The organism is Rhodococcus maanshanensis NBRC 100610 (genome assembly GCF_001894865.1).
Lineage (GTDB): Bacteria > Actinomycetota > Actinomycetes > Mycobacteriales > Mycobacteriaceae > Rhodococcus_G > Rhodococcus_G maanshanensis.
The window spans coordinates 17,446-43,909 of sequence record NZ_BCXA01000015.1; the positions used below are offsets into that span (position 1 = coordinate 17,446).

A 26,464-nucleotide genomic window follows, 5' to 3' on the forward strand; every position below is an offset into this window, starting at 1 on the left:
GTTCACGATGGTAGGCGAGGGTCCGTCGGTGTTCACATCGCTACGGAGAATCTCCGTATTCGGTGATCGAGGCGCCCGTGACCCAGCCCTCGGCCCCAGGTCAGCAGCCCAAGCGGTCGGCCAGATCGAGGAAATCGGCAGCGTTCACGTCATAGCGGTCCTCGTAGGCGACGTCTACCGTCGCGCCGGGCCCGAACTCGAGGGGCCGCGCGACGAACGCGGTCCGGAATCCGAGTTCGGCTGCCGCGTCGATGTCGTACTTGTGGCAGGCGACCATCATGATCTGGGCGGGTTCGAACCCGAGGTACCGGGCCGCGCCGAGGTAGACGGCCGGCTCGGGCTTGAAGGTGCCGAACATCTCGGCGGCGAACACGGCGTCCCATGGCAGCCCACCGCTCTTGGCGATGCCGATCACCGCCCCGACGTCTGCGTTCGACAGGGTCGCGAGGGTGTACCGGGACCGCAGGCGCGTCAGCCCAGGGACCGTGTCCGGCCAGGGGCGCAGCCGCTGCCACGACAGGGTCAGCTCCTCACGTTCCGGTTCGCCGAGCGAACCGAGTCCGTCTTCGGCGAGGAGTTCGTCGAGCGCCGACCGGTACACCGAGTGCACAGACGTCCACGCCGACTCCGGCCCATGCGCCACCAGGCCGGTCAGCGCCGCGAAGTAGGCCGCCCGCCACCGGTCGACGAACGGACCCCAGTCGACACCCCGGTCGCCGATGATCCGCTCCGCCGACTCGATGACCGTGGAGCGGAAGTCGGTCGCGGTGCCCTGCACATCGAACAGCAGGGCACGCACGTCCCCCTGCACCGTCATCGCGCCGGGATCGGGCCAGGGCTCCACAGCCCGGACCGGGTGACGGTCGCGGTGTCCACCCGTGCGGGCACCGCGGATTCGTCGAGTGGCGTGAACCGCTCGAGCGAGCCCCAGTCCCGGTCCCAGTCCCGGTCGAGGTAGCTGGGCATCGTCTGCGCGGCGAGCAGCAGGTCGGTCCAGCCGAGCGGGCCGCCGCCGAGGCTGTCCTGCCAGCCGTTCGTGGAGTCGGCGCCGACCCGATCCGGCAGGATCCGGTACTCGGGCGCCTCGGCGACCCCGTACTCGTGGTCGAACGGCCGCTGACAGGGGAAGGACAGGCCGACGGACCAGTCCAGCAGCACCGGTGCGCTCGAGCCGACCACCTCGTTCAGCGTCCGCAGTTGCGGTACCCGGGGCGGCGTGACGGCCAGCCACTGCCGCTGGGAGAGGTCGTGGTCGTTCGCGACCAGCCGCACGGCGGTGGCGTCGGCCGGGATGTCGGCCATCGGGACCCGGAGGTTCCGCCACGACGGCGACGGCCCGATGTCGATGGGCAGCAGGCTGCCGCGTGCCTCGATCGTGCCGTCGGCGGCACGGGCGCCGTACTCGACGACCAGGTCCTGGCCGTAGGTGACGACACCGTCGGCGTCGACGGACCGGATCCGGCCCGCGGCGGTGACCACCAGGATCGGGGCCGCATCGCTCCGCTGAGCCGATGTACCGGCAGAGCCGGTATCCGGCAGCCTGTACCACCCGGAGGTGAGCTTCGCGGTGGCCTGCTCACCGGTCTGGTAGCTGCCGAGGACCGGGGTCCGCGCCGGGTCGAGCCCGAACGGCAGGGCCACGGAGCTGCCGTTGATGCCGGTGGTGCCGGTGCCGCCGCCCGTGCCCGACGCGGTGCCGGACGTGGTGGTGGTGGCGTCGCTGTCGATGGTGTTCGCGCCGCCCGCGGCCTTGCTCTCCTCGTCGGCGGTCAGGTCGACGGGCACCCCGTTGGGGGTGAAGCCGGCGTCCGCGTCCGCCCCGAGCGGGTTGTCCGAGGGGCTCACCGGGGTGAGCATCCCGGCGTTCGCGTCCGACTCGACGAGCACGTCGTCGGCCAGCGCGCAGGTGTCGCCCGCCATCGCCTCGATGTTGGACCGGGCCACCGAGTACGCCGGATACTGCGCGACCGCGGCCTTGGCCAGGGACAGCACCTCGAAGAGCACCACGAAGGCCGCCGCGAGCGTGAGCGGGGAACCGAGCAGCGCGCGCAGCCCGCGCGGCGGAGCGGCCTGCTCCTCCGGCCGGTACGGGGCCCGCAGGTGCTGCCAGCTCGCCAGCAGCAGCGCCAGCACCGCCAGGCCGAGCAGGGCGGTGGAGAAGGCGTTGCCGCCGATGGACGGCGGCTTGTCCCACCACGGCACGCCGTAGCTGGAGACGTACCACCAGCCGTTCGAGCCGGTGAAGGCCAACGCGAGCAGGAACAGCACGCCCGCCGCGAACAGCGTGCGGTTGCGGCGCGAGCGGAGGGTTGCCGCGGCGACCGCGACCGCGGTCAGCGCGGCGATGGAAGCGGCAAGGCCCGCGTACACACCGAAGTGGTGGGTCCACTTGGTGGGGGTGAACATCATCAGCACCAGCGAGCCGAACACGATCCCGAGGATGCGGCGCGACGGCCCTGCGGCGGCGCCCGGGATCTTGCCGCCCCGGCGCAGCATGATCATCGCGCAGACGACCAGGCAGAGGATCATCGTGAACACGCCGAACCGCCGGGCCAGCGACCCGTCGGGGGAGACGTTCATCAGCGCGTCGTAGCGGTGGTATTCGTCGAACCACTTCACGTTCGGGCCGACCAGGGTGCGGACCCGGGTCGCCTCGAGCACCGTGGCGAGCGTCTGGTCGGCGAAGACCACGGCCAGGACGAGGGTGCCCGCGGCGACGATCGGCGCGAGCAGCGGCAGCCACCCCACCTGCCGGGCCCGGTTTACCAGGATCGCGGTGATCGGCCTGGCGCCGACGATCAGCGCGGCGACGGCGATCACGCCGGTCGGCCCTGCCGCCAGCGAGAACGCCGCGATGAGCACGCCGACCGCCGCGGGCAGCAGTCGGCCGGTGGCGATCGCCCGTTCGATCGAGCACCAGGTCAGCAGCGCGCCGAGCGCGATGATCGGCTCGGGCCGCAGGCCGTTGTTGTAGGGCAGCCAGAACGCGAGGAAGACCAGCCCGCCGGTCCAGATCGCGATCCGGTTGTGGCGCACCGCCCGGCCGAGGCGGGGGATCACCTCGCGGCTGATGACCATCCAGCAGAGGATGCCCGCGATCAGCGCGGGCAGCCGCATCCAGGGGCTGGCCGTGGAGATCTTGGCCATCGCGGCCAGCACCTCGTAGTACCAGCCGAACGGGGCCTCGGGGACGCCGAACCAGCGGAAGTAGTTGGCCATGTAGCCGGCCTGCTCCGAGGCCCGGGCCATGTTCAGGAGGTAGCCGTCGTCGGAGGTGTTGGCCCCGATGAAGTGCCACAGCGCGAGGGTGCCGATCACCAGGCCGTCGACGGCGGTGAAACGCAGCCAGTGCCGGGGCAGGAAGCGGCGGGCGGCGCGGCCGTCGGTGCTGTCGAGGCGGTGCAGCGCGACCAGCGCGACCAGCGTGGCCAGCGTCCCGACGATGATCGCGAGCAGCTTCAACAGCGTCGGGCTGGAGGAGAACCGGGAATCGATGTCGGCGCGGACCTCGAGGCCTGCTGGCGCGGAGCCCTCGAGGTCGCTGAAGATGCCGACCATCTGCGGGCGCAGGTCGCCCGCGACGTCGACGCTGAGCGGCTCGCCCGCGTCGTCGGTCAGCCCGGCGAAGGTGGCGGTGGTGTGCTGGGCGTCCGAGAACACGGTGATCGCCGAGCATTTCGTGGCGTCGGCCAGCGGTGCCGAGACCAGCACGCTGTTGCGCAGGATCACCTGCACCTCGCGGCCGGTCTCGCTCGCGGGGTCGCCCGCGACCTTGACGGTGAGGCCGTCGAGCTCGGCTTCCGCCGCCTGCTTCGGGGCGGTGGAGAGCAGGACCTGCCCGTCGGGCGGCAGCTGCGTCGCCACCGCGCAGGGGATGTGCGCGCTGATGCTGAGCGGTTCGTAGCTGACCAGCGGCGCGGACACGCTGGTCAGGGCGCCGTTCTGCGGCCAGGACACGCTGGCGGTGGTCTGCTTGACCGGCAGCAGCGGGGTGAGGACGGCCAGCAGCAGCCCGGCCAGACCCGCGACGACCGCGATCAGGCGGGCGGTGCGCAGTGAGGTTCGGTCGGCTGGCGTGGGTTCAGGCGCGTCGGACACAAGGTCCGATCGTATGGGACGGAGCCCGGGTCAACGTCCCGCGGCGACGAGGGCGCGCACATCCCACACCCAGACGTCACCGGCGGCCTGACCGCTGTCACGGAGCAGCTCGCTGACCGTCTCGCGGAGGACCTGACGGTTCTTTCCCGGCGGGAGGACGACCGCGTCGGCCCGCCAGAACCTCAGGTCCGTTGCCGCCTGCGCACGCAGCTCGTCGGTGATCGCGGGCGCTACGCCGGTCTTGTCCGCCTGGGCCAGCAACAGAGCCGTCGGCCGATCATCCGGTCCGTACTTGGCCTTCTTGGCGGCGCCGACCGGTCCGACGAAGTAGCCGCCCGCGAGCGGGAAGCCGAAATCGGCCTCGGCCTGCCAGGACAGCGCGCGCGCATCCTCGGGCCTCGGCAGCGGGACCGTCACGATGGAGCCGTCGTCGACGTACCCGCGCCAGGTCCCGTCGCTGAAGAACTCGGGAGCGGGCTTGCGGTCGACCGCAGGCAGCGGCATCGGGGTCAGCGGCAGCAGGGCGAGCACCAGGCAGATACACCAGGGCACCAGCGTCGCCCGCTCACGGAGGGCGCGGTCCGTCGCCATCGCCAGCAGCAGTGCGATCGCGGGGACCGCGCCCATCGCGAACCTGGTCTCGAGCACCGACTCGAGCAGCGGGACGTGCTCGAACCACGCCCACGGCAGCGTGATCCCGGTCCGGCTCCGTCCGACCGTCAGCTCGGACCCGAGCGAGAGCACGCCCATCACGAGCGTCGTCACCGTCGCCGCCCGCGCGAGCGGCGCCCGCCACAGCCAGGCCGACGCCGCGGCGACGAGGGCCAGCAGGGGCCAGCCGAAGTAGGCGTTCTCCTCGGTCGCGCCGATCGAGACGTCCTGTCCGGGGTTGGTGCGCCCTCCCAGCGATTGCGCCGGGAACTGCAGCAGCGCCTTGAGGTCGTTGCCCATCGTCCCGTGGTCGATGACCCGGTAGCTCTGCGGCCCGAAGAACTGCCACCACAACGGGATCGCGGTGATCGCCAGCGCGATCGCCGCCGCCAGCAGCAGCGGCCGCCACGAGGACCGCACCGCGGCGCGGGCGAGCTGCGGCCGAAAGGCGAAGTACGCCAACGTGAACACGGCGAAGGACATGGCGCAGATCAGCAGCGGTTCCTCGCCGAGCAGGATCTGCGTCGCGACCAGCAGCCCGAGCGCGATCGCGGTCCTGGTGCCCGCGCCGCGGCTGAGCCGGATCACGCAGCCGAGGATCAGCGGCAGCAGCGCCAGCGCAACGAAGTTCGGGTGCCCGTTGGCGTGCGAGATCATCCCGGGGGCGAACCCGCAGAACAGGCCGCCGACGGCCGCCGCTGCCCGCGACCGCACCGCGAACCGGGACAGCAGCCAGTACCAGGCGAAGGCGGTCCCTGCCAGGCCCGCGGTCAGCACCAGCGTCCAGGTGGCGGTCGGGCCGAACAGCAGCGTGACGGGCGCGAGCGGGATGCTGACCCCGAACATGGCCGTGTTGGCCATCAGGTTCACGCCGTCCGGGTAGTTCTGCAGGAGCGTGCCGAGGGGGTTCTCCAGCCGGGTGACCGAGTGCGCCGCGACCGCGAAGAACCATTCCCACATCCGCTGGTCCTGGCCGCTGCCGATCAGGTAGCCGACGGTGGGGGAGCGCCACTGGCGGCCGAGCACCACCACCGCGAGCACGGTGAACCCGAGCGCGGCCGCCACGTCCGGTCCGGCCCGGTGTCCCCGCAGGCGCCCGACGACGGCGCGCGCGGACCTCGGTGCGGTCGAGGTCCTCGCGGGGTCCGCCAGCATCGGTGCCTGGGGCATTGCACGTTCCTGTCCGTCGGCGGGCCGACGGATTGCCGGGCCCTTGGCCTCGGCCACCGTACTCACCGGCCCTGTGAGGTTCCTGTCGGCGGTCAGCCGGGCTCGGGACCGGGCGGCCACGAAGCGGTCCATGCAGCGCTCCCATCACCATGCCGCCGAGGCGGTCCTACCGGCTGATGGTCGACGCCGCCGATGCAACGATGCGCCCGGGCCGACCGCGGTCGCACACCTCCCTGTAGCGGCCGAGCTGACCGGCAGCGTGGAGCATGGCGAGGCCCTGAGCGGTGAGTCGTCGTTGCCAGTCATCCAGCGCCGCGGCCAATGCGTCTGTGCCGCCGACTCTGCCGATCTGGCGGATCACGGTGGCGATGTGATCGAGCGGATAGCCCCCGCGCCGGAGGAGATGGGCGAGCTCGGCGTCGCGGACGTCACTCGCGGGGTAGCGGCGATATCCGGTGCCCGGGTCGCGGGCCGGGGCGAGGATGCCTGCGTCTTCCCAGTTGCGCAGCGTCGCGGGGGTGACGCGGAGGTGGTGCGCGAGCTCGCCGATGGTCCGGGTTTCGGAATCGTCCAATGGGTCTGTGGCGGTATCGGACTCGGCCGTCAGGTGGTGCGCCGCTCTCCTGACGGCCTCGAGGGTGTCCCGATCGCGGAGCGACTGGCCGTGGGCACGGTCGATGATCACCAGGAGGTCCTCGAGGTCCCCCTCGTGTAGTGCGTTCATGATCCGGCCACCGGCCGCGTACCCGTACGCGGGGATGAGCGAGAGGTAGGTGCGCAGTGCCGCCGCATGTACCTCGCTGTAGACCCGGTAGCCGCTCGGTGAGCGCTCGGCGGGCGGGATGAAGCCGTCGCGCTCGTAGTTGCGGACCGCCTGGGTCGAGATGCCGTGCTCGCGGGCGAGGTCGGATGGGCGCAGGGTTCTCATTGGTTTGAGACTCTACCGACCATCTGGCCGGTCAACGCCTCAGAAGTCTCAACCGGGCTTTCAACGATACGATTGAGACACATGAGCCAGGACATTCGAGACTTCGTACCCGCATCATGTGACCTGTTGGGCCTCGGTGAGCCGACGCACCTGGAGCCCGCCTCTGCGCGGGTCCGCAACGAGCTGTTCGCCGCGCTGGTCGACCGCGGCTTCCGGTCGATCGCACTGGAGACCGATCGCGTTGCCGCGCTCGTCGTGGACGACTTCGTTCGGGAGGGCATCGGCAGCCTCGACCTGGCGATGGGCGAGGGCTTCTCGCACGGTTTCGGAGACCTGGAGGCCAACAGGCAGCTGGTGGCCTGGATGCGCGAGTACAACGAGAACCGTTCGCCGGCAGAACGATTGAGCTTTCACGGCTTCGACGCTCCGATGGAGACCACCAGTGCGCCCAGCCCGAGAACCCATCTCGAGTACGCCCGCGACTATCTGGGGCTCGACCTCGACATCGCGAGCCTCTGCGGAGAGGACGACCGCTGGAGCCGCACGGAGGCGGTCATGGACTCGGCCGTGTCCATCGGAGCCACGGCCGAGGCGGACCGGCTGCGGTCGGTTGCCGACGACATGCTCACCATGCTCTACGCGCGGGCGCCGGAGATGATCGCGACGACCTCCAGGGCCGAATGGCTCAGGGCGAAAACGTATCTCACCGCCGGACTCGGTCTGCTCCGGTATCACCGCCAGGCGGCGCAACGCATCGACGAGAGCGCGCGGGTATCGCTCCTGCTGGGTACCCGGGATGCGCTGATGGCTCGGAACCTCCTCGACATCCGAGGCATCGAGGCGGGGCGGGGAGCGACACTGGCCTTCGCGCACAACCGCCACCTGCAGGAGAACCCGAGCACCATGCGCATGGCGGACATGGACCTCGAGTGGTCCAGTGCAGGCGCCATCGTGGGCTCGCTGCTGGGCGACCGGTACGCCTTCATCGCGGGCAGCCTTGGCCACAGCGATGCGATCGGGCTCGGAGAGCCCGAGCCGGACACCTTCGAGGGCTTCCTCCAGGCACGGATCGCCACCTGGGGCCTGATGCCCGCCGCCGCGGTCCCCGCCGCCCGCACCCGCACCGACACCACCCCGGCGCAGGGCTACTTCCCCCTCGACCAGACGAGTCTCGACACGGTCGGTGTGATCCTGCACGTCAATTAGGTGACACGCTCTCGCCGGACGCCGTCGGCTGCGAAAGATCGCGCATCGTCGCGTGTGCCGGGGCTACGAGGCCGCCTCGCGGCGCGCGGGCGGATCGGCAAGCGCCTCGGCGACCAGGTCCAGCGACAGTCCGAGGACCTGGGCGATCGCGGCGACGGTGAAGAACGCCGGCGTCGCTATCCGTCCCGACTCGATCTTGCGCAACGTCTCCACGGAGATGCCGGCGTCCAGCGCGACCTCGACCATGCTGGCCTCGCCGCGGGCCCCGCGCAGCAGTTCGCCGAGCCGCCTACCCCGTTCGAGTTCCTCCGCCGTCAGCGGCACGCGCACCATAGCCCCTATAGTAATACCGGTATAGTTATTCGTTAACGAAGGTGAGGTGGGCATGGTCGAGATCAAGACCGAGGACGAGGTGCGCTCGATGCGGGTGGCCGGACGGGTGGTGGCGCAGGCCCTCGCGGCGGCGCGGGCGACCGCAGCGGTCGGGGTGAGCCTGCGCGAGCTGGACGCGGCCGCCGCGGCGGTGATCCGGGACGCGGGCGCGACCCCGGCCTTCCTCGGCTACCACCCCTCCTGGGCGCCGTCGCCGTTCCCCGGCGTGGTGTGCGCCAGCGTCAACGACGCCATCGTGCACGGCATCCCGTCGGACTACCGGCTCGCCGACGGCGATCTGGTCAGCCTGGACTGCGGAGCATTCCTCGACGGGTGGTGCGGCGATTCGGCGATCAGCTTCGTGGTCGGCGCGGCGGACCCCGAGGACCTGAGCCTGATCGCGGACACCGAGGCGGCGCTCGCGCGGGGCATCGAGGCCGCGCGGGTCGGGAACCGGATCGGCGACATCGCGGACGCCATCGGTGCCTTCGCCAGGAGCAGGGGGCGCGGGGTCCTCGCCGATCACGGCGGCCACGGCATCGGCCGCGCCATGCACGAGGACCCCCATGTGCCCAACGAGGGACGGCCCGGCCGGGGGATGAAACTGCGCGCGGGCCTGGTGCTCGCGCTCGAGCCGATGCTCATCCGCGGCGGCACCGACGACTATCGGCACGACCGGGACGGCTGGACGCTGCGCACCCTCGACGGCACCCGCGCTGCGCACAGCGAGCACACCATCGCCGTCACCGCGGACGGGCCGCTGATCCTCACCGCTGCCTGAGCGCGCCGAACGCGACCACCCGGGGGCGTCCGCGGGCACGAACCGATGCAGGTTCTCACTCATCGGGACTCTTCCCGTCCTGGGGAGCCGCTCGGTGTGAGATGAATCCATGTCACACCGAGCGGCCTATTTCCCAGGTGCATTGCTGGCCGGAAAGCGGGCCGTCGTCACCGGCGGCGCCGCCGGTATCGGCGCCGCGATCGCGCGCAGCTTCGCCGCCCACGGCGCGCACGTCCTCGTCGCCGACGTCGACCCGGTCTCGGAGCTCGACTTCGACCGCGCCGCAGGCGGTGTTGTCGATGCGATCGAAACCGATGTCCGTGGACCGCACGTCCACCCCGCGCTCCTCGAACACCGCCCCGACGTCCTGGTCAACAACGTCGGGCATTTCCTTCGCGCGTCGCAGCCCTTCGCCGCAGACGATCCCGCCCAGTGGTTCGAACTGCACGAGGCGAACCTCGGTCACGTGCTGCGCCTGACGCATGCCCTGCTTCCTGCAATGACCGAACGCGGCGGCGGATCGATCGTCAACCTCACCACGGTCGAGGCGCACCGAGCCATCCCCGGCCACACCGTCTATTCCGCCTACAAGGCCGCGCTGATGCAGTTCACCCGCTCGCTCGCCGCCGAGGTCGGGCCACGGGGCATCCGGGTCAATGCGATCGCCCCGGATCTCATCGAAACGGTCCAGGTGCCCTACGCCGAACTCGTACCCGCCGAGGACCTTCCGCTGTGGCCCGCCTGGTCACCCCTCGGCGGACCGGGTCAGCCCGAGGACGTGGCAGGCGCCGCCCTGTTCCTCGCCTCCGATCTCGCCCGTTACGTCACCGGTGGCACCCTCCACGTCGACGGCGGCACCCACTGCTCCGGCGGCTGGGTGCCTCGCGCGACCGGTGGTTGGACCAACCGCCCCCGCAATCCCTGACGGTCCGTCGGATTCCCCAGATGCCGGACCACCTTCCCCAGGTTCATATTCGAAAGGTTCACTGCTGTGAAGATCCTCGTAGTCGGAGGCACCGGAATGATCGGTGCCCATGCCGCCCTCCACTTGCGTGACCAGGGCAACGACGTCACGCTTGCGGCCCGAGGCGCGATTCCGGATGAATCGCCGGTGGCCGGCTTCCCCGTACTGGTCGGCGACTACACCGTTCCGTCCTTCACCGCCGAGCAATTGGCCGGGTTCGACGGAATCGTGTTCGCCGCCGGTCAGGACGTGCGACACAAGGACCCCGACGTCGACGAGGGGCCGTTCTGGGAGAGGACGCAGAGCGTTGGCGTCCCACGATTCGCGGCGCTCGCCAAGCAGGCAGGCGTTCCGCGCTTCGTCCAGGTCGGAAGCTACTACCACCACCTTCTCCCCGACCTGGCCGAGGACAACCCGTACGTGGCGGCCCGGCGCGCTGCCGACGAGGGTGCCCGCGCCCTCGCCGACGAGACGTTCAACGTCTGCACGCTGAACCCCCCGTCGATCATCGGCGCCGTCCCCGGTGCGTCCGCTACTCGATATCGCCGGATGATCTCGTGGGCGTCCGGTGACGAGCCCGACGTTCCCGACTTCGCTCCCGCGGGTGGCACGAACTACATGTCTGTCCGCTCATTGGCGGAGGCGATCTGGGGTGCCCTGCAGAACGCGGAGCCGGGAGCCGCGTATCTCGTTGGCGACCAGAACCTCTCGTTCCGTGAGTTCTTCCAGATGCTCGTCGATGCCGCCGGTGGAGATCGGGTCGTGGACGAGTGCGACGAGGAGCACCCGCTGCTACCGGATGCGTTCATCGTCCAGGGTCGCGGAAACAGGCTGTCCTACGAGCCGACGCCTGCGGACGTGTCCACGCTCGGTTACACCCGCAACGACTGCGCGCGTGCGGCCGAACAACTGGTCCGGGTGGTGCGAGCCGCATCGCGTTAGCCACTCGAAAGCACCGGGCCCCCGGCCTGGCGAACTCAGTTCGCCGGGCCGGGGGCCCGATTTCGTTGTGCGGGGGCAAGGGCATCATCGGGACAACAGGGCGGCCACGCCCGCCGACAAGGCCCCAAGCGCGACCACACCCGCGCCCGCCGTCACCGGGTGGCCGTTGGCGGTCGTTCTTCCCCCGCGCAGCAGGCGTGCCCGCAGGTGGCCGATCACCGCCAGCCCCAGCATTATGCTCGCCGCAAGCAACCAGGGGAGTGCCGCGGCGCTCCATCCCCGCTGCACGACCTGGTTGACGAAGAGCGCGGAAGCCGCCAGCGCGGACAGCGCGGTTCGACGCCAGGCGAGCGACGTGCGTTCGACCTGAAGACCGGGGTCTCGCGCCGGTGCCATGGTCACGAGAGGATCAGCGCAGCGCTGGTGAGCACGGCGATGGTGCCGGCACCCACCGCCAGGATCGGAACCAACGTGGAGCTCGGCAGCGGCTCATCCCGCCGCATCGCGCGTTGCACAGCACGCCACTGGAAGTACGCGCCACTCGCGAGGATGATCGAAAGGATCACGCACGCAAGGACAACGGCCGATCGAGTGCCCTGCATTCGAAACGGCGAAACCAACTGGTGAACAGCGACCGCCCCGGCGAGGAGGCACAGCGCGGTGCGTATCCACGCCAGGAACGTCCGCTCGTTGGCGAGGGTGAAGCGATAGTCCGGCTCACTCTCCGCCGCACTGTCTTTCGCCTCATCCATCGCGAGTGGTCCTCTCCCTCATCCGCCCGTGCTCGGTGTCACCGGGCGTCATATCCGCTCGATGATTGCCCCGCTCGCCATCGCGCCGCCTGCGCACACGGCGACGAGCGCCCGCTCACCGTCACGGCGTTCCAGCTCATCGATCGCCGTCGCGATGAGTCGTACCCCGGACGATCCGACCGGGTGCCCCAGTGCGATCGCGCCACCGTTGACGTTGAGTCGGTCCTCGTCGACGCCGTGGACCCGCGCCATCGACATCGGGACCGCCGCGAATGCCTCGTTGATCTCGAACAGGTCGATGTCCTTCACAGACATCCGCGCACGCGCCAGCAGGAGCTCGACCGCCTGAACGGGCCCGTCCAGGAGGAAATGGGGTTCGGCACCGATCAAGCACTGCTTGACGATTCGGGCCCGTGGACGCAGGCCGAGTCCTCGCGCCACGGTCTCGTCCATCAGCACCGCGGCGGCCGCGCCGTCCGAGATCTGTGACGAGGTACCCGCGGTGTGCAGACCGTCGTCGAGCACGGGCTTCAGGCGGGCGAGGGCCTCCATCGACGTCTCCCGCAACCCCTGGTCGCGCGCGACGACGGTGGCTGCGCCTCCGTCGGCTTCGGGCGCCTTGACCGGGATGATCTGCCGGTCGAACCGGCCCTCCTCCCATGCGAGCGCGGCCCGCTGCTGCGACCGGAGCCCGAATGCATCCAGCTCCTGCCGGGAGAAGCCGCGGCGCCGCGCAATACGATCGGCGCCGAGGAACTGGGCGGGGATGTCGACCGTCCATCCCTGCGGCCTTGGATGGCCGACATCCCCCGAGATGTTGGACAACAACGGAACCCGCGACATCGCCTCGACGCCGCACGCCATGCCTGCCTCGATGACACCGGCCGCGATCTGGGCCGCGATCAGGTTCACCGACTGCTGCCCGGAGCCGCACTGCGCGTCGATCGTCGTCACGCCGGTGCGCTCGGGCAGGCCCGCGTGCAGCCATGCGTTGCGGCTGACGTTCGAGGCCTGCTCGCCCGCCTGTGTCACACATCCGCCGATGACCTGCTCGATGATGGTCGGGTCCAGCTGCAGGCGTTCGAGCAGCCCCGACTGGACGGCCGCCAGCAATTCCGCCGCGTGCAGTCCGGACAGCCACCCGCCCCGCCGACCGTAGGGCGATCGCGCAGCATCCACGATGACCGGATTACCCACAATTCCTCCTTGCGCATTGGCGACGCCCAGCTCGTGGACGTCGTGTCTCGTGTCCGCCCATCACGTGATCGGTGGACGGCTTTCTGGAATCGACGGCCGGTGTCACTTTCCGGGCTCGGGGTCTCGGGGGAGACCGAGGAGTCGCTCGCCGATGATGTTCAGCTGCACATTGGTGGTGCCGCCCGCGATGGACAGATTCTGTGAGCTCAGGAACATCCGCGTCGCGGACCGGCCCTGGTCGCCGAGCAGGGCGCGTGGGCCTGCCCAGTCCATCGCGACCTCCCACACCTGCTGGATGTGCTCGACGCCGAGCAGTTTCGCGATGGACGATTCGGCCCCGGGCTGCCCCCCGGCCAGGGAGCGCAGGGTGGTGCGCAGCCCGAGCAGGCCACCGGACTGCGCGTCGCACAGCACCTTCCCCAGCACGGTCAGCTGCTCATAGTCCAGGCAGCTCGGGAGCTCGGCGGCCAGGTCGAGCAGCGCCTCACCGCCGGAACCGAGGGAGGAGTCGTTCGACAGCGAGACCCGCTCGTTCGCGAGGGTGGTGCGGGCCAGCTTCCAGCCGTCGCCGGGCTCGCCGACCAGGCACTCGTCCGGGACGAAGACGTCGTCGAAGAACACCTCGTTGAACAGCGCCTCGCCGGTGATCTCGCGCAGCGGTCGGATGTCGAGGCCGCTGCCCGGGATGTCGATGAGGAAGTAGGACAGGCCCTTGTGCTTGGGGACGTCGGCGTCGGTGCGGGCCAGGCAGATGCCCCAATCCGCGGTGCGGGCCATCGACGTCCATACCTTCTGGCCGTTGAGCTTCCAGCCGCCCTCGACCTTGGTGGCCTTGGTGGACAGGCCCGCCAGGTCCGAGCCGGCGCCGGGTTCGGAGAACAACTGACACCACACGATGTCCCCGCGCAGCGACGGTGGCACGAAACGCTGCAGCTGCTCGTCGCTGCCGTGCGCGATGAGGGTGGGGATCACCCAGTTGCCGATGATCATGTCGTGCGGGGTGACCTGTGTCGCCCGCAGTTCCTGCGCGATGACGAGCTGGGTGACCGCGTCGGCGCCCTTGCCCCACGGCGCGGGCAGGTGCGGCGCCGTGTAGCCCCTCTCGGCGAGATAGGCCTTGCGGGCATTCCCCTCGAGGTCGAGGGCGGGTGTCAGTTCGGCGCGGACCTCCGTGCGGACCTGCTCCGCCTCCGGCGGTAGCTCGACGCTGAGCACCCGGCGCACACCGTCCAGGGTCAGTTGCGCGACGCGGCGCCGCCAGGATGCGGTGGAGCCGAGCAGGATCCGCAGCGACTGGGCGCGGCGCAGGTATAGGTGCGCGTCGTGTTCCCACGTGTAGCCGATGCCGCCGAGGATCTGGATGCAGTCCTTGGTGACTTGGAACGCCGCCTCGGGTGCGACCGCCGCGGCGACCGCCGCGGCCAGCGAGGCTTCGGCCGCGTCGGTGTCCCCGCCGAGGGCGCGTGCGGCGTCCCATGCGGTGACGCGGGCCTGCTCGGCCTGGGCGAGCATGCGGGCGGCCTTGTGCTTGACGCCCTGGAACTGGCCGATCACCCGACCGAACTGCTGACGCACCCGCGCGTAGTCGGCGGCAGTCGTGGTGGCCCAGTCCGCGAGACCGGCTGCCTCGGCCGCGAACAGCGTCGCGGCGATGTCGCGGACGCGCCGCGAATCCAGCTCCAGCACATCGCCGTCGGCCAGTTCGAGGCCGTCGACGGTCACCTCGGCGTTGCGGCGCACCACATCGTGGCTGGGCAGTTCGGTGACCTCGAGGCGGTCGCGATCGACGAGGACGAACGCGAGGTCGCCGGTGGTGTCGGTGGCGGCGAGCAGGAACAGATCGCCGACCTGGCCACCGAGGACATGGCTGGACGTGCCGGACAGGGTGGCCGTGCCGCCGCCCCGGGTGAGGCGAAGCCCACCTGGCTGAAGCGAGACGGCGCCGAACAGGCTGCCATCGGCCAGACCCTCGAGCTCGGACGCTCGACCCGCCTCGTTCAGTACCGCCGAGACGATCACGGTCGGCAGGAACGGGCCGGGCACCATCGCGCGGCCGAGTTCCTCTGCGACGATGGCGGTTTCGAGCAGCCCGTAGCCGGCGCCGCCGACCTCCTCGGGCAGGTGCAGGCCGAGCAGGCCGAGCTCGGCGAGCGAACCCCAGAAGGCGGGGCGGTTCTCGCTCTTGGCCTCGACGGCCTCACGGATCACGGTCGGGGTGGCGTGCCGGGCCGCCCAGCCGCGCACGGAATCGCGGAGTTCGCGGTCCTCGTCACTCATTCCAATGGTCATGGATTGTCCTCGGTACTAGTAGGGAGAGAGGCGCTTCGCGCCCGTGCGTGGTTGGTGAGTGTCAGGACTCGCCAACCGCGCACGGGCGCCGCAGGCGCCTAGATCCGCTCGATGACGGTGGCCGTCGACAGTGCGCCGCCCGCGCACATGGTGATCAGCGCGGTGGACTTGTCCGCGCGCTCGAGTTCGTGCAGGGCGGAGGTGATCAGCCGCGAGCCGGTGGAGCCGACCGGATGACCGAGGGCGATCGCGCCGCCGTTCACGTTGACCTTCGACATGTCGGCGTTGTGCACCTGCGCCCAGGACAGCACCACGGAGGCGAAGGCCTCGTTGATCTCGACCAGGTCGATGTCGGCCAGCGACATCCCGGTCCGCTCGAGCACCGCGCGGGTGGAGTCGACCGGGCCGTCGAGATGGAAGTACGGGTCGGCGCCGACCATCGTGGAGGCGACGATGCGCGCTCGCGGCCGCAGGCCCAGCGCGGCCGCCCGCTCCTCGCTCATCAGCAACACCGCGGCGGCTCCGTCGCTGACCTGGGAGGAATTGCCCGCGGTGTGGATGCCGCCCTCGACGACCGGCCTGAGCCCGGCCAGCCCCTCGGCGGTGGTCTCGCGCAGGCCGCCGTCGCGAGTCACGGTCGCGACCTCGCCCGTGGGGCTGCCCTCCTTGTCCACGACAGGGGCCGCCACCGGCGTGATCTCGCGGTCGAAGCGGCCCTCGGCCCAAGCGAGGGCCGCGCGACGCTGCGACTCGAGCCCGAAGGCGTCGACGTCGCCTCGCTTGATGCCACGCCGGACCGCGATCCGCTCGGCGGAGGTGAACTGGTCGCCCATGTCCAGGGCCCAGTCGTCCGGGTACGGGTTACCGGTGCCGGGCGCGTTGGCCTGACCGAGGAACACCCGGCTCATCACCTCGACGCCGCAGCCGATGCCTGCGTCGATCTGACCGGAGGCGATCAGGCCGGCGACCATGTGCACGGCCTGCTGGGAGGAGCTGCACGCGCAGTCGATGGTGGTGGCGGCCGTGGTGTACGGCAGGCCTGCGTGCAGCCAGGCCTGCCGGGTGACGTTGTTGGACTGCTCGCCGGCCTGGGTGACGGCACCGCCGACCAGCTGGCCGACCTCGGTGGCCGCCAGGCCGGTGCGCTCGAGCAGCGCGGCCTGCGCCGCACCCAGCAGAACGGCCGGGTGGACTCCGGCCAGCTGACCGCGGCGGCGGCCGATCGGCGTGCGGACCGCGTCGACGATGACGGCTGTGCTCATGATGACTGCTCCCTGAATGGATCGCGGCGCGGTGGGGACTCCCACCGCGCCGCCGGTGGTTTCCCCGGACGCTAGGCAGGACGTCGGATGGCCACGGCCCCGATCCCGGTCAGCGGAACCCCTACGGCCGCGTGGTGCGTTCCCAGCCGCGCCGGACGGTCGCCAGTCGCCGCCAGCCGAGACCCCCGAAGTACTCGATCTCCTCGACGTCCTCGCGTCCGAGGGCGATGAACAGGTTCGCGACGCCGCCCGTTCGGAGCCAGTCCGCGGCGGATCCGAGGAGCGCACTTCTGGCGGCTTCACCCGGCGGCAGGTCCAGTTCGGCCACCTCCGCCCATCCGGCCAGCCGGAGCAGCGCCCCGCCCCTCGTGCAGTCGTCGATCGTCTCGACGCAGCCCAGCTCGGTCGCGCCATCGTCGAGCGTGAATCGAACCCCGTGTTGACCCACCGAGCGCCGAACATGCTCGGATGCAGGAGAATCCGACACCGGCATGGTGTCGATCCCGCCGGCGAACAACACCTCGACTGCGTCCTCGCCGGGCCGGAACCCCGCTCCGAGCAGCGACTCCTCGAGGTGCGGCCAGCAGTCCGGTATGCCGAAGGTTGCGGGCGTTGGGAGGTCACCATCGGCGAAAACTCTTCTTGCGCCCCAGGATTCGATCACACGCAGCGCAGCGCCCAGTAGCGACGCGGCGGCGTCCGCATGATTCGGCCAGCAGACCATCCAGGCGACCTCACCCGAGCCGCGGTAGTCGGGACCGACGTCGGGGGAACTCCGATAGCACCGCAGGTGCGCCGCGCCGACCACCCTGGAATCCACCACGACCACCAGGGTCTCGCGGGTCTGGACCCAGGGATCGGTCACGTACTGACCGGGATCGGCCTCGAGCTGGGCGAGCAGGGTGGCGGTCGAGACGGCCCACCCGGGAACGACCGCCGAGATGTGCGCGTTCACCAGGTCGGTGACCTGCTGGCGGTCGGAGCGGCGGAACGGACGAATGTGGGGCATGCGGGACTCCATGTTCAAGATCCGATGGATCATCGACAGAAGCCACTATCGGTGCGGCACACCGCCGATCATAGCCCGCCTGGCGCCGCGGCAGGGGTTCCGCAGCCGGAGCCACCCCATCGCGAGGGGCCGGCTACTTGATCGTGCCGCTGAGGTCCGCGAGCAGCAGGTCGCACGCGATACGCAGATCGGATTCGATCTCGGGGATCGACGCCCGCCCGTTGAGACTCGACTGGATCAGCCCGAACCACAGCGACACGACCAACCGGATGACCGTGGTGTCGCGGACGGACGGATCCTCGATCCCCGCGGCGTCGAGCAGCTGCGCGTCGAAGTGCTGGTCGATCTTGGCGACGTCGGGAATCGTGGCCGCGTTGGAGGTCGCCGCGGACTGGATCATCGCCGTCGCCAACATCGGCCTGCGCAGCAGCGCCCTGGTCGCACGCAGCAGGATCTCGTAGACCGCGTCCGCGGGCGAGCCGGTGCCCTTCGGCCGTCGCGTCAGACCGGCGCCCATCTGGTCGATCTGGTCGACCATCACCGCGACGAACAGGTGGGTTTTCGACGGGAAGTAGCGGTAGAGGGTCCCGATGGCCACGCCTGCCGACTTGGCGACCTCGTGCATCTGGACGCGCTCGAGTTCCTTCTCCGAGGCCAACACGGCGGCCGCGTCCAGGATGCGGCCGTACCGCGCCCGTTGTTCGACCGAACTGGGTTCGGCCGCGTCGCGTGCCTCCGCAAGCCTGGGCATGTCTCCCCCGCCTTCTTTCCACAATGGTTCCCCGCAGGATAGATCCTGACATCCTGCGGGGACCACTGCCGCAATCTTCCGCTCAGTGGGACACGCACGGGCGCGAAGCGCCTCTTTTGGGTTCCCAAACCGGTGCCGCCGGAGGATACTCGCCAGTAACAACTGGCACGTCCTTCCGGGAGGCGGATCATGGTTGCAGCGGCCCAGGTCACCGAGGAGCAGGCGAGAGCGGTCGCCGAGGAAGCCAGGGAGAGCGGGTGGGACAAGCCCTCGTTCGCGAAGGAACTCTTCCTCGGGCGGCTGCGACTCGACCTCGTGCACCCCTTCCCCCAGCCGCCGCCCTCGGAGGCGGCCAAGACCGACCGGTTCCTCGCCGAGCTCGAGAAGTACTGCGACACCCTCGACGGGACGGTGATCGAGAGGGAGTCCCGGATCCCCGACGACTACGTCAAGGGGTTCGCCGAGCTCGGCTGCTTCGGCCTCAAGGTCGCCGAGGAGTACGGCGGGCTCGGGCTGTCGCAGGTCGCCTACAACCGGGCCCTGATGCTCGCCGCCTCCGTGAACCCGAGCATCGGCGCGCTCCTGTCGGCGCATCAGTCCATCGGGGTGCCGGAGCCGCTCAAGCTCGCGGGCACCCCGGAGCAGAAGCGGGAGTTCCTGCCCCGCTGCGCGAAGGGCGCGGTATCCGCGTTCCTGCTCACCGAGCCCGACGTCGGATCGGACCCGGCCAGGATGGCCTCCACCGCGACCCCGACCGAGGACGGCTCCGCCTATGTGCTCGACGGCGTCAAGCTGTGGACCACCAACGGCGTGGTCGCCGAGCTGCTCGTGGTGATGGCGCGGGTGCCCCGCAGCGAGGGCCACCGCGGTGGGATCACAGCGTTTGTTGTCGAGGCGGATTCGCCCGGCATCACCGTCGAGCGACGCAATGCGTTCATGGGCCTGCGCGGGATCGAGAACGGCGTCACCCGGCTGCACCAGGTGCGTGTGCCGGCCGCGAATCTGATCGGGCGCGAGGGCGACGGTCTCAAGATCGCGCTGACCACCCTCAACGCCGGCAGGCTCGCCCTCCCCGCGATGTGCGCGGGCGCGGGCAAGTGGTCGCTGCTCATCGCGCGCCAGTGGTCCGCGGAGCGGGTGCAGTGGGGCCGACAGGTCGGCAAGCACGGGGCGGTCGCCGCCAAGCTCTCGTTCATCGCCGCCACCACGTTCGCGCTCGAGGCGGTGCTGGAGCTGTCCGGGCAGATGGCCGACGAGGGCCGCAACGACATCCGGATCGAGGCCGCGCTCGCCAAGCTGTGGTCGAGCGAGATGGCCTGCCTGATCGCGGACGAGCTGATCCAGATCCGCGGCGGTCGGGGCTACGAGACCGCCGAGTCGCTGGCCGCAAGGGGAGAGCGGGCGGTGCCCGCCGAGCAGCAGCTCCGCGACCTGCGGATCAACCGGATCTTCGAGGGATCGAGCGAGATCATGCGGCTACTGGTTGCCCGCGAGGCCGTCGACGCCCACCTCGCCGCGGCCGGCGACCTCGCCGACCCGAAGGCGGACCTGCAGCACAAGGCGAAGGCGGCGCTCGGCGCCAGCGGCTTCTACGCCAAATGGCTGCCGCACCTGGTCTCCGGGAAGGGGCAGCTCCCCACGTCGTACGGCGAATTCGGCTGTAATGCAACGCATCTGCGCTTCGTCGAGCGCAATGCCCGCAAGCTGGCCCGGTCCACCTTCTACGGCATGGCCCGCTGGCAGGCCGGGATGGAGAAGCACCAGGCGTTCCTCGGCCGGGTCGTGGACATCGGCGCGGAACTGTTCGCAATGTCGGCGAGCTGCGTGCGCGCCGAGATGCTGCGCGCTCAGGACCCGAGCCAGGGCGACGCGGCCTACGAGCTGGCCGACGCGTTCTGTCAGCAGTCCCGGATCCGGGTCGATCGGCTGTTCGCGGCCCTGTGGGACAACACCGACGAGGTGGACCACCGGCTCGCCGACGGCATCCTGGACGGCCGGTACACCTGGCTGGAGGCAGGCGTGACCGACCAGAGCGAGGGCACCGGCCCGTGGATCTCGCAGTGGTCGCCTGGCGCGTCCACCGAGGAGAACGTCGCGCGCAGATTCCTACCGCCGACGCGAAGCGGAGGCTAGTCGACGCCGAGCGGCGGGGTCAGACCAGGTTGTCCTCGATCGGCAGGCCGAAGGCCCCGCGCCCGTAGAGGGCCAGCGCGCGCTCGGCATCGTTGGCCACGTGCACCCCACCCGCGTGCGCGTCCCGCCAGGCCCGCTCGATGGGATTGCCCCGATCGAGGGACTGACCGCCCGCGGTCTTGAAGAGGTGCTCGATGGCCTCCAGAGCCCGCTCGGTTGCGCGCACCTGGTCGCGACGGGCCCGCAGCCGCAACTGCATCGGGATCTCCTTGCCCGCGGCCGCCACCTCCAGCAGGGCGCGGACGTTGCGGTCCATCTGCAGGATCGCGGCATCGATCTCGGAGGAGGCCCTCGCGACGGTCACCTGCGCGAACGTGTCCTCGGCGAATCGTCCGCCGCCGAGGCTGAGCCGCACCCGGTCTCTCATCGAAGACAGGTAGTTCTCGTAGCAGCCCGCGACCACACCGATCACCGGCGCCGAGATCGCCGTGGTGAAGATCGTCGCGAACGGAATCCGGTACAGCGGAGCCGGGTTCACCTTCTGTCCCGGACCGCGCAGGTTCGACACCTCGTAGTTGTTCATCACCCGGTACGAGGGGACGAATGCGCTGTCCACCACGATCTCGTGGCTACCGGTCCCCCGCAGGCCGACGGCGTCCCAGACCTCCTCGATCCGGTAGTCGGTGCGCGGCACCAGGAGGGTGATGAAGTCCATCGGCTCGCCCTTGGCGCCGACCAGCAGACCCCCGAGCAACGCCCACTGCGCGTGATCACATCCGGAGGCGTATCGCCAGACGCCGGACAGTTCGTAGCCGCCCTCGACGGGGGTGAGGGTTCCTGTCGGCGCGTAGGACGAGCAGACCAGCACGCCCGGATCGCCGCCCCAGACCTCGGCCTGGGCCCTGTCGTCGAAGAGGGCGAGGTGCCAGGGGTGCACCCCGAGCACGGAGGCCACCCAACCGGTGGAGCCGCAGGCACCCGAGATCGCCCGGACCGCCTCGTAGAAGTGCACGGGGTCGGCCTCCGCCCCGCCGTACCGCTTGGGCTGGAGCATCCGGAACACGCCCGCATCGGCGAGCCCCCGGATCGTCTCGTCCGAGACCCGGCGTGCGTCCTCGGTGGCGCGCGCCCGTTCGGCGATGCCGGGCAGCAACTCGCGAACCGCCGCGAGAACCTCGTTGTCCATCTGACCGATGCTATCCGTCTGAGCGCCGGCTGCCGAGGCCCTGGCCGGTCGGCAAAGTCCAATTCTGCTGGTCAGGCCGGTCCCGGCCAGTGAGACAGGGACCATTGCCCGCCACGGTGCTCGTTAGCGTCGGGGGCAGTGACCAGTAGGTCTCGCCGCACGCAGGCGGCCTCGCTCGAAGGGATGGGAAGAACCGTGACCACCACGCAGTCCGCAGACGATGAAGTTCGCGTGATCGACGCAGGCGCCGCACCGACCAGGTTCGCGCGCGGATGGCACTGCCTCGGCCTCGCGAAGGACTTCCGCGACGGCACGCCCCACGGCATCGAGGCCTTCGGCACCAAGCTGGTGGTGTTCGGCGACAGCGCGGGCAAACTCAACGTCCTCGACTCGTACTGCCGCCACATGGGCGGCGACCTCAGCCAGGGCAGCATCAAGGGTGACGCGGTGGCCTGCCCGTTCCACGACTGGCGGTGGGGCGGCAACGGCAAGTGCACCGGAATCCCCTACGCCCGGAGGGTCCCCCCGCTCGCCCGCACCCGTTCCTGGACCACCCTCGAGCAGGACGGCCTGCTGTTCGTGTGGAACGACCCGGAGGGCAACCCGCCGCCCGCCGACGTCACGATCCCGCAGATGCGCAAGCCCGGCGAGGAGTGGACCGACTGGGTCTGGCACTCGATCGTCATCGACACCAACTGCCGCGAGATCGTGGACAACGTCGTGGACATGGCGCACTTCTTCTACGTGCACTTCTCCTTCCCCACCCGGTTCAAGAACATCTTCGAGGGCCACACCGCGATCCAGTACTTCGAGGGCATCGCCCGCGAGGACATGCGGCCGCCGTCGAACGACCCGACCCGGCCGAAGCTGCTGGGCAGCGACTCGGTCGCCGCCTACCACGGCCCGTCCTTCATGATCGACGAGCTGATCTACCGATACGACACGTTCGATGTCGAGTCGATCCTGATCAACTGCCACTTCCCGATCTCCCCCGACAAGTTCGTGCTGATGTACGGCGTGATGGTCAAGAAGACCGACCAGCTGCCGGCCGGCGAGGCGGAGTCGATCGCGAGCGGGATGACCAAGTTCATCGCCACCGGATTCGAGCAGGACGTCGCGATCTGGAAATCCAAGAGCCGCATCAACAATCCGCTCCTGTGCGACGAGGACGGCCCGGTCTACCAGCTACGCCGCTGGTACGAGCAGTTCTACGTCGACGTCGCCGACGTCACACCGGAGATGGTGGACCGCTTCGAGTTCGAGATGGACACCACCAAGCCGGTCGAGGCGTGGCGCAGGGAAGTGGACGCCAACATCGCGGCCAAGAAGGCCGCCGAGGCCCAGAACCAGCCGGTCTAGCCATGCAGCCGTTGGCATGCGACCGATGCGGCAACCGGGTCCTCGTCGAGAAGACCAGCTGGCAACACACCGCCATCCAATGGACGTCGGAGTCCGAGTCCTCCTGCGCCGAGTTCCGCGACGGGAAACCCTCCCGGGCCCGTACGGTTCGGGTCCAGGTCTGCGAGGCGCTGCAGGGATCGATCGACCGGGCCGTACTCGACGGGCGACTCGACGTCGCCGAGAACTGAACCCCCTCAAGGAGAACCATGATCGACAAGTCCCAGTACGGCCCGTGGGCGGTGATCGCGGGCGGTTCCGAGGGTGTCGGCTCCGCGTTCGCACACGAACTCGCCGCCGCCGGTATCCACCTCGTCCTGATCGCGCGCAAGCCCGGTCCGCTCGAGGAGACAGCGGACAAGGTGCGTGCTGTCGGTGTGCAGGTGCGCACGCTGTCGCTGGACCTGCTCGTACCGGATGCACTCGACCGGATCCGCGCGGTCACCGACGACCTCGAGGTCGGGCTGCTGATCTTCAACGCGGGGGCCAACTCGTACGGGCACGAATTCGTCGAGAGCGACCTGCAGAAGGTGCAGGGCGTCATCGACCTGAACGTGACCTCGCAGCTGCAGCTCACACACCACTTCGGCGCCAAGATGAAGGCCCGCGGCAGGGGCGGCATCGTGCTGCTGGGCTCGATGTCCGGATACCTGGGCGCCGAGCAGCAGAGCATCTACTCCGCGGCCAAGGCGTTCAGCCGGGTGTTCGCCGAGGGATTGTGGTTGGAGCTCAAGCCTTTCGGCGTGAACGTGCTCGAACTCGTCCTCGGCGTCACCCGCACCCCCGCCATGGCAAGGGCCGGGCTGAACTTCGACATCCCCGGCATGCTGGTCGCCGAGCCAGAGGACGTGGCACGCGAGGGTCTCGAGCACCTCGCCGACGGCCCCGTCTGGGTGGCGGGCGGCAACTATCCGGCGGTCGTCAAGCGTGCCGGGTTCCCGCGCGACAAGATCGTCCAGGGCGCCGCCGACGGCATGCGCAAGCTCCTCGGACGCACCTAGGTTCTCACCCGTCCGGCGCGGTGGCCGCACCCCGAGCCCGGGGTGCGGCCACCGCCGTATTCGCGGACCCTATCTGCCCGAACCGTATGGCCGGGTGATGATCTCGAGAAAGTGCCCGGCCGGGTCGAGGAAGTAGGTCCCGCGACCCCCGTCGTTCCTGTTGATGCCCGTCGCCGATTGCCGGGGATCGGCCCAGTGCTCCATGCCGCCCTCGAGGATTCGACCGTAGATGCTGTCGAAGTCCTCCTCCGAGACCAGGAACGCGTAGTGCTGCGGGGTCACGTCGAGGTGGGGCGGCGGTTCGGCGAAGTCCAGGGTGACTCCGTTGTCGAGCTGGACGGCGAGGAAGAAGCCGGCCGGAACCGGATCCGGGAGGCCGAACAGCGTGGTGAAGAAGTACGCCGAGAGCTGCTTGTCTTTCGCGGCGACGATGGTGTGGTTGAACGAGATGGTCAAGGAAACCCCTTGGGATTCGACGCCTCCATGCCTGACGCAGTCCGTCATCGACACGCGACGCTGTATCCAGGAATACCTCGGCCGCGGCGCGCGCGCAAGTCCCCCGCCGCTGCCGCACCGAGGTGTTGCCGCTCGACCAAGGCGAGAGTTGCTCCGGTGTAGCCGTTTTCCGCGATCCCGGCGACCTGGAGTTCTCAGCGGTAGTCGGGGTTCGCGAAGTCCGGCCTGCAGCCGGCGTCCCACTCGGACCGCTGGTTCCCGTAGGCGGGGAACCCGCCCGCCTCCTTCAACATCGCCGCCGCATGCATCAGGTTGTAGGTCATGAAGGTGGTGTTGCGGTTGGTGAAGTCGTTCTCCGGCCCGCCCGACCCCTCGTCCAGGTAGGACGGTCCCGGACCCGCCTCGCCGATCCAGCCGGCGTCGGCCTGCGGCGGGATCACATATCCCAGGTGCTGGAGGCTGTAGAGGATGTTCATCGCGCAGTGCTTGACGCCGTCCTCGTTCCCGGTGAGCAGGCAGCCACCGACCCGCCCATAGAAGGCGTACTGCCCCCGGTCGTTGAGGATCGACGAACAGCCGTACAGACGCTCGATGACCTTCTTCATCACCGAACTGTTGTCGCCGAGCCAGATCGGGCCCGCCAGCACCAGGATGTCGGCGGCGATGATCCGCCCGTACAGCTGCGGCCACTCGTCGCTCGGCCAGCCGTGTTCGGTCATGTCGGGGTACACGCCGGTGGCGATGTCGTGATCGACCGCGCGGATCTCGTCGACCGCGACACCAGCGTCACGCATCAGCCCGACGCTGCGGTCGATCAGCCCCTGCGTGTTGCTGACCTCCGGCGACCGTTTCAGCGTGCAGTTGACGAAGGCGGCCAGCAGGCCGTCGAACCTGGGCGCCGTGCCCAGTGACGATGGAATTGTCATCTCGGACTCCTCCGCGAGTGCCCCCGGCAGTCCACGATATGCGCCCGCCCGGCCCCCGGGGCGCCGAACGCTACGACTCGGGGGTGAACGCCGCGAGGGGCTCCGAACCGGACCAGTCGTGACCCCAGTAGCTGTCCGCGGTGATCTCCTCCGCGGTGAAGTGGCTCTCGTCCACCAGCATGCCCTCGGTGCCGAACTCGACGTCCCAGCCGCCGGGCGCGCGGACGTAGAACGAGACCATCTTGTCGTTGGTGTGCCTGCCGAGGGTGGACGAGATCGAGAAGCCGAGCTTGCCGACCCGGTCGAGCGCCTGGCCCACGGCGTCCAGGGTGTCGACCTCCATCATCAGGTGCACCATCCCTGGGGCCTCCGACGGCGGCGCCGGGCAGATCGCCAGGCTGTGGTGCCGCTGGTTGATGCCGAGGAACCGCACCCGCCGGGCGGGGCCGGGTGCGCCCGGTCCGCCGAGCCGGATCGCACCGCGGGGCAGGAAGCCGAGGACCTCGGTGTAGAAGTCGTAGGTCTCCTGGAAGTGCGGCGTCGGCAGCACCACGTGGCCGAGGCCCGCGGGCCCGGTCACGAACCGGCCGCCGTGCGGGGTGACCACCGGGCTGTGGTCGAGCACCGGGCCGAAGAACACCTCGACGGTGGTGCCCGCGGGATCGACGAAGGTGATCGCGCGCTCCACGTCGCGGTGGTCCGCCTCCTCCTGGGACAGCTCGCGGACCGGGACGCCCGCCTTCTCCAGCTGATCGCGCACCGCCCGCAGCGCGAACTGGTCGCGTACCTCCCAGCCGACCGCGAGCACCCTGTCCACCTCGCCCGGCAGCACCTGTAGGCGTGACCGGCGCTCGTCGATCCGCAGGTACAGCCCGTCGCCGTCGGGGCCGGAGCCGACGGCCATGCCGAGGCCGTCGACCACGAGTTCACGCCAGCGATCGACGTCTCGCGACTGAACCTTGAGGTATCCGAGCGAACGGATGTCAGACATG

Annotated in this window: 24 protein-coding genes; 8 read left to right on the forward strand and 16 right to left on the reverse strand. The window is 70.0% G+C overall.

The genetic code is table 11. The features are described 5' to 3' along the window. Positions 1-100: 100 nt before the first annotated feature. The 4 genes from RM1_RS08155 to RM1_RS08170 form a co-directional block, all read right to left on the reverse strand. A complete protein-coding gene (locus RM1_RS08155) occupies positions 101-817 on the reverse strand; it encodes a haloacid dehalogenase type II (protein ID WP_072750892.1) in 717 nt (238 codons plus the stop codon). After that, positions 814-4,098, reverse strand: a complete 3,285-nt coding sequence (locus RM1_RS08160; RefSeq protein ID WP_245816146.1) for an arabinosyltransferase domain-containing protein — start codon at positions 4,096-4,098, stop codon at positions 814-816. The genes RM1_RS08155 and RM1_RS08160 overlap by 4 nt, the downstream gene beginning before the upstream one ends. 30 nt (positions 4,099-4,128) lie before the next feature. Beyond that, complete coding sequence (locus tag RM1_RS08165) at positions 4,129-5,919, reverse strand: glycosyl transferase (protein WP_072750894.1); 1,791 nt, start codon at positions 5,917-5,919, stop codon at positions 4,129-4,131. 166 nt (positions 5,920-6,085) lie between these two features. Further along, the gene (locus RM1_RS08170; RefSeq protein WP_072750833.1) at positions 6,086-6,847 is read right to left on the reverse strand and encodes a TioE family transcriptional regulator; all 762 of its coding nucleotides are present in this window, start codon (positions 6,845-6,847) and stop codon (positions 6,086-6,088) included. 81 nt (positions 6,848-6,928) lie between these two features. On the opposite strand from RM1_RS08170, the gene RM1_RS08175 reads away from it, so the two are divergent. Continuing rightward, positions 6,929-8,053, forward strand: coding sequence for an erythromycin esterase family protein (locus RM1_RS08175; protein WP_072750834.1), 1,125 nt, complete (start codon positions 6,929-6,931; stop codon positions 8,051-8,053). Between the two features lie 63 nt (positions 8,054-8,116). On the opposite strand, the gene RM1_RS08180 is transcribed toward RM1_RS08175, so the two are convergent. Beyond that, positions 8,117-8,386: a helix-turn-helix domain-containing protein gene (locus RM1_RS08180; protein WP_027501989.1), complete on the reverse strand. Its 270-nt coding sequence runs from the start codon at positions 8,384-8,386 to the stop codon at positions 8,117-8,119. Positions 8,387-8,438: 52 nt separating this feature from the next. Between RM1_RS08180 and map the strand changes: the two genes are divergently transcribed. From map to RM1_RS08195, 3 genes are all read left to right on the forward strand, one after another. Further along, the gene (map, locus tag RM1_RS08185) at positions 8,439-9,206 is read left to right on the forward strand and encodes a type I methionyl aminopeptidase (protein WP_072750835.1); all 768 of its coding nucleotides are present in this window, start codon (positions 8,439-8,441) and stop codon (positions 9,204-9,206) included. Between the two features lie 109 nt (positions 9,207-9,315). Next, entirely contained in the window at positions 9,316-10,131 is an 816-nt protein-coding gene (locus RM1_RS08190; RefSeq protein ID WP_072750836.1) for an SDR family NAD(P)-dependent oxidoreductase, read from the forward strand. Positions 10,132-10,197: 66 nt separating this feature from the next. Continuing rightward, positions 10,198-11,112: an NAD-dependent epimerase/dehydratase family protein gene (locus tag RM1_RS08195; protein WP_072750837.1), complete on the forward strand. Its 915-nt coding sequence runs from the start codon at positions 10,198-10,200 to the stop codon at positions 11,110-11,112. 84 nt (positions 11,113-11,196) lie between these two features. On the opposite strand, the gene RM1_RS08200 is transcribed toward RM1_RS08195, so the two are convergent. The 7 genes from RM1_RS08200 to RM1_RS08230 all read right to left on the reverse strand — a co-directional run bounded on the left by RM1_RS08200 (position 11,197) and on the right by RM1_RS08230 (position 18,372). Further along, positions 11,197-11,508 (reverse strand): DUF202 domain-containing protein, encoded by a 312-nt coding sequence (locus RM1_RS08200; protein ID WP_072750838.1) that lies wholly within the window; start codon positions 11,506-11,508, stop codon positions 11,197-11,199. Positions 11,509-11,510: 2 nt separating this feature from the next. Next, positions 11,511-11,864, reverse strand: coding sequence for a YidH family protein (locus RM1_RS08205; protein WP_072750839.1), 354 nt, complete (start codon positions 11,862-11,864; stop codon positions 11,511-11,513). 48 nt (positions 11,865-11,912) lie between these two features. After that, positions 11,913-13,061 (reverse strand): steroid 3-ketoacyl-CoA thiolase, encoded by a 1,149-nt coding sequence (locus RM1_RS08210; protein ID WP_072750840.1) that lies wholly within the window; start codon positions 13,059-13,061, stop codon positions 11,913-11,915. Positions 13,062-13,163: 102 nt separating this feature from the next. After that, positions 13,164-15,350, reverse strand: coding sequence for an acyl-CoA dehydrogenase family protein (locus RM1_RS08215; RefSeq protein WP_072750841.1), 2,187 nt, complete (start codon positions 15,348-15,350; stop codon positions 13,164-13,166). Positions 15,351-15,448: 98 nt separating this feature from the next. Further along, the gene (locus tag RM1_RS08220; protein ID WP_072750842.1) at positions 15,449-16,612 is read right to left on the reverse strand and encodes a steroid 3-ketoacyl-CoA thiolase; all 1,164 of its coding nucleotides are present in this window, start codon (positions 16,610-16,612) and stop codon (positions 15,449-15,451) included. Between the two features lie 121 nt (positions 16,613-16,733). Next, positions 16,734-17,621 (reverse strand): N-acetyltransferase, encoded by an 888-nt coding sequence (locus tag RM1_RS08225; RefSeq protein WP_143069505.1) that lies wholly within the window; start codon positions 17,619-17,621, stop codon positions 16,734-16,736. A gap of 133 nt (positions 17,622-17,754) precedes the next feature. Beyond that, positions 17,755-18,372 carry a TetR/AcrR family transcriptional regulator gene (locus tag RM1_RS08230; protein WP_027503610.1) on the reverse strand — a complete coding sequence of 206 codons (618 nt, stop codon included), beginning with the start codon at positions 18,370-18,372 and terminating at the stop codon, positions 17,755-17,757. Positions 18,373-18,561: 189 nt separating this feature from the next. Here RM1_RS08230 and RM1_RS08235 point away from each other — a divergent pair, with 189 nt between their 5' ends. Next, the gene (locus RM1_RS08235; protein WP_072750843.1) at positions 18,562-20,505 is read left to right on the forward strand and encodes an acyl-CoA dehydrogenase family protein; all 1,944 of its coding nucleotides are present in this window, start codon (positions 18,562-18,564) and stop codon (positions 20,503-20,505) included. Positions 20,506-20,524: 19 nt separating this feature from the next. Here RM1_RS08235 and hsaA read toward each other — a convergent pair whose 3' ends face one another. Further along, the gene (hsaA, locus tag RM1_RS08240; protein WP_072750844.1) at positions 20,525-21,691 is read right to left on the reverse strand and encodes a 3-hydroxy-9,10-secoandrosta-1,3,5(10)-triene-9,17-dione monooxygenase oxygenase subunit; all 1,167 of its coding nucleotides are present in this window, start codon (positions 21,689-21,691) and stop codon (positions 20,525-20,527) included. Between the two features lie 195 nt (positions 21,692-21,886). On the opposite strand from hsaA, the gene RM1_RS08245 reads away from it, so the two are divergent. Genes RM1_RS08245 through RM1_RS08255 form a run of 3 tightly spaced genes read left to right on the forward strand, consistent with a single transcriptional unit; the run spans position 21,887 to position 24,090 of the window. After that, positions 21,887-23,050: a 3-ketosteroid-9-alpha-monooxygenase, oxygenase component gene (locus tag RM1_RS08245; protein WP_072750896.1), complete on the forward strand. Its 1,164-nt coding sequence runs from the start codon at positions 21,887-21,889 to the stop codon at positions 23,048-23,050. A 2-nt stretch (positions 23,051-23,052) separates the two neighbouring features. Then, positions 23,053-23,280 (forward strand): hypothetical protein, encoded by a 228-nt coding sequence (locus tag RM1_RS08250; protein ID WP_072750845.1) that lies wholly within the window; start codon positions 23,053-23,055, stop codon positions 23,278-23,280. Positions 23,281-23,298: 18 nt separating this feature from the next. After that, the gene (locus RM1_RS08255) at positions 23,299-24,090 is read left to right on the forward strand and encodes an SDR family NAD(P)-dependent oxidoreductase (protein ID WP_072750846.1); all 792 of its coding nucleotides are present in this window, start codon (positions 23,299-23,301) and stop codon (positions 24,088-24,090) included. Between the two features lie 69 nt (positions 24,091-24,159). On the opposite strand, the gene RM1_RS08260 is transcribed toward RM1_RS08255, so the two are convergent. The 3 genes from RM1_RS08260 to bphC all read right to left on the reverse strand — a co-directional run bounded on the left by RM1_RS08260 (position 24,160) and on the right by bphC (position 26,463). Beyond that, positions 24,160-24,546, reverse strand: coding sequence for a VOC family protein (locus tag RM1_RS08260; protein WP_174562933.1), 387 nt, complete (start codon positions 24,544-24,546; stop codon positions 24,160-24,162). A 194-nt stretch (positions 24,547-24,740) separates the two neighbouring features. Further along, positions 24,741-25,472, reverse strand: a complete 732-nt coding sequence (locus RM1_RS08265) for a flavodoxin family protein (protein WP_072750847.1) — start codon at positions 25,470-25,472, stop codon at positions 24,741-24,743. A 70-nt stretch (positions 25,473-25,542) separates the two neighbouring features. Further along, positions 25,543-26,463: a biphenyl-2,3-diol 1,2-dioxygenase gene (gene bphC, locus RM1_RS08270; protein WP_072750898.1), complete on the reverse strand. Its 921-nt coding sequence runs from the start codon at positions 26,461-26,463 to the stop codon at positions 25,543-25,545. Between the last annotated feature and the right edge of the window lies 1 nt (position 26,464).

What these genes read in the sequence shown, in the direction of transcription:
- RM1_RS08255 (WP_072750846.1), top strand. Translation starts at nt 23,299, where the DNA reads ATGATCGACAAGTCCCAGTACGGCCCGTGGGCGGTGATCGCGGGCGGT.
- RM1_RS08220 (WP_072750842.1), bottom strand. Translation starts at nt 16,612, where the DNA reads ATGAGCACAGCCGTCATCGTCGACGCGGTCCGCACGCCGATCGGCCGC.
- RM1_RS08205 (WP_072750839.1), bottom strand. Translation starts at nt 11,864, where the DNA reads ATGGATGAGGCGAAAGACAGTGCGGCGGAGAGTGAGCCGGACTATCGC.
- bphC (WP_072750898.1), bottom strand. Translation starts at nt 26,463, where the DNA reads ATGTCTGACATCCGTTCGCTCGGATACCTCAAGGTTCAGTCGCGAGAC.
- map (WP_072750835.1), top strand. Translation starts at nt 8,439, where the DNA reads ATGGTCGAGATCAAGACCGAGGACGAGGTGCGCTCGATGCGGGTGGCC.
- RM1_RS08200 (WP_072750838.1), bottom strand. Translation starts at nt 11,508, where the DNA reads ATGGCACCGGCGCGAGACCCCGGTCTTCAGGTCGAACGCACGTCGCTC.
- RM1_RS08190 (WP_072750836.1), top strand. Translation starts at nt 9,316, where the DNA reads ATGTCACACCGAGCGGCCTATTTCCCAGGTGCATTGCTGGCCGGAAAG.
- RM1_RS08265 (WP_072750847.1), bottom strand. Translation starts at nt 25,472, where the DNA reads ATGACAATTCCATCGTCACTGGGCACGGCGCCCAGGTTCGACGGCCTG.
- RM1_RS08180 (WP_027501989.1), bottom strand. Translation starts at nt 8,386, where the DNA reads ATGGTGCGCGTGCCGCTGACGGCGGAGGAACTCGAACGGGGTAGGCGG.
- RM1_RS08225 (WP_143069505.1), bottom strand. Translation starts at nt 17,621, where the DNA reads ATGCCCCACATTCGTCCGTTCCGCCGCTCCGACCGCCAGCAGGTCACC.
- RM1_RS08155 (WP_072750892.1), bottom strand. Translation starts at nt 817, where the DNA reads ATGACGGTGCAGGGGGACGTGCGTGCCCTGCTGTTCGATGTGCAGGGC.
- RM1_RS08250 (WP_072750845.1), top strand. Translation starts at nt 23,053, where the DNA reads ATGCAGCCGTTGGCATGCGACCGATGCGGCAACCGGGTCCTCGTCGAG.
- RM1_RS08230 (WP_027503610.1), bottom strand. Translation starts at nt 18,372, where the DNA reads ATGCCCAGGCTTGCGGAGGCACGCGACGCGGCCGAACCCAGTTCGGTC.
- RM1_RS08175 (WP_072750834.1), top strand. Translation starts at nt 6,929, where the DNA reads ATGAGCCAGGACATTCGAGACTTCGTACCCGCATCATGTGACCTGTTG.
- hsaA (WP_072750844.1), bottom strand. Translation starts at nt 21,691, where the DNA reads ATGGACAACGAGGTTCTCGCGGCGGTTCGCGAGTTGCTGCCCGGCATC.
- RM1_RS08215 (WP_072750841.1), bottom strand. Translation starts at nt 15,350, where the DNA reads ATGACCATTGGAATGAGTGACGAGGACCGCGAACTCCGCGATTCCGTG.
- RM1_RS08235 (WP_072750843.1), top strand. Translation starts at nt 18,562, where the DNA reads ATGGTTGCAGCGGCCCAGGTCACCGAGGAGCAGGCGAGAGCGGTCGCC.
- RM1_RS08165 (WP_072750894.1), bottom strand. Translation starts at nt 5,919, where the DNA reads ATGCCCCAGGCACCGATGCTGGCGGACCCCGCGAGGACCTCGACCGCA.
- RM1_RS08170 (WP_072750833.1), bottom strand. Translation starts at nt 6,847, where the DNA reads ATGAGAACCCTGCGCCCATCCGACCTCGCCCGCGAGCACGGCATCTCG.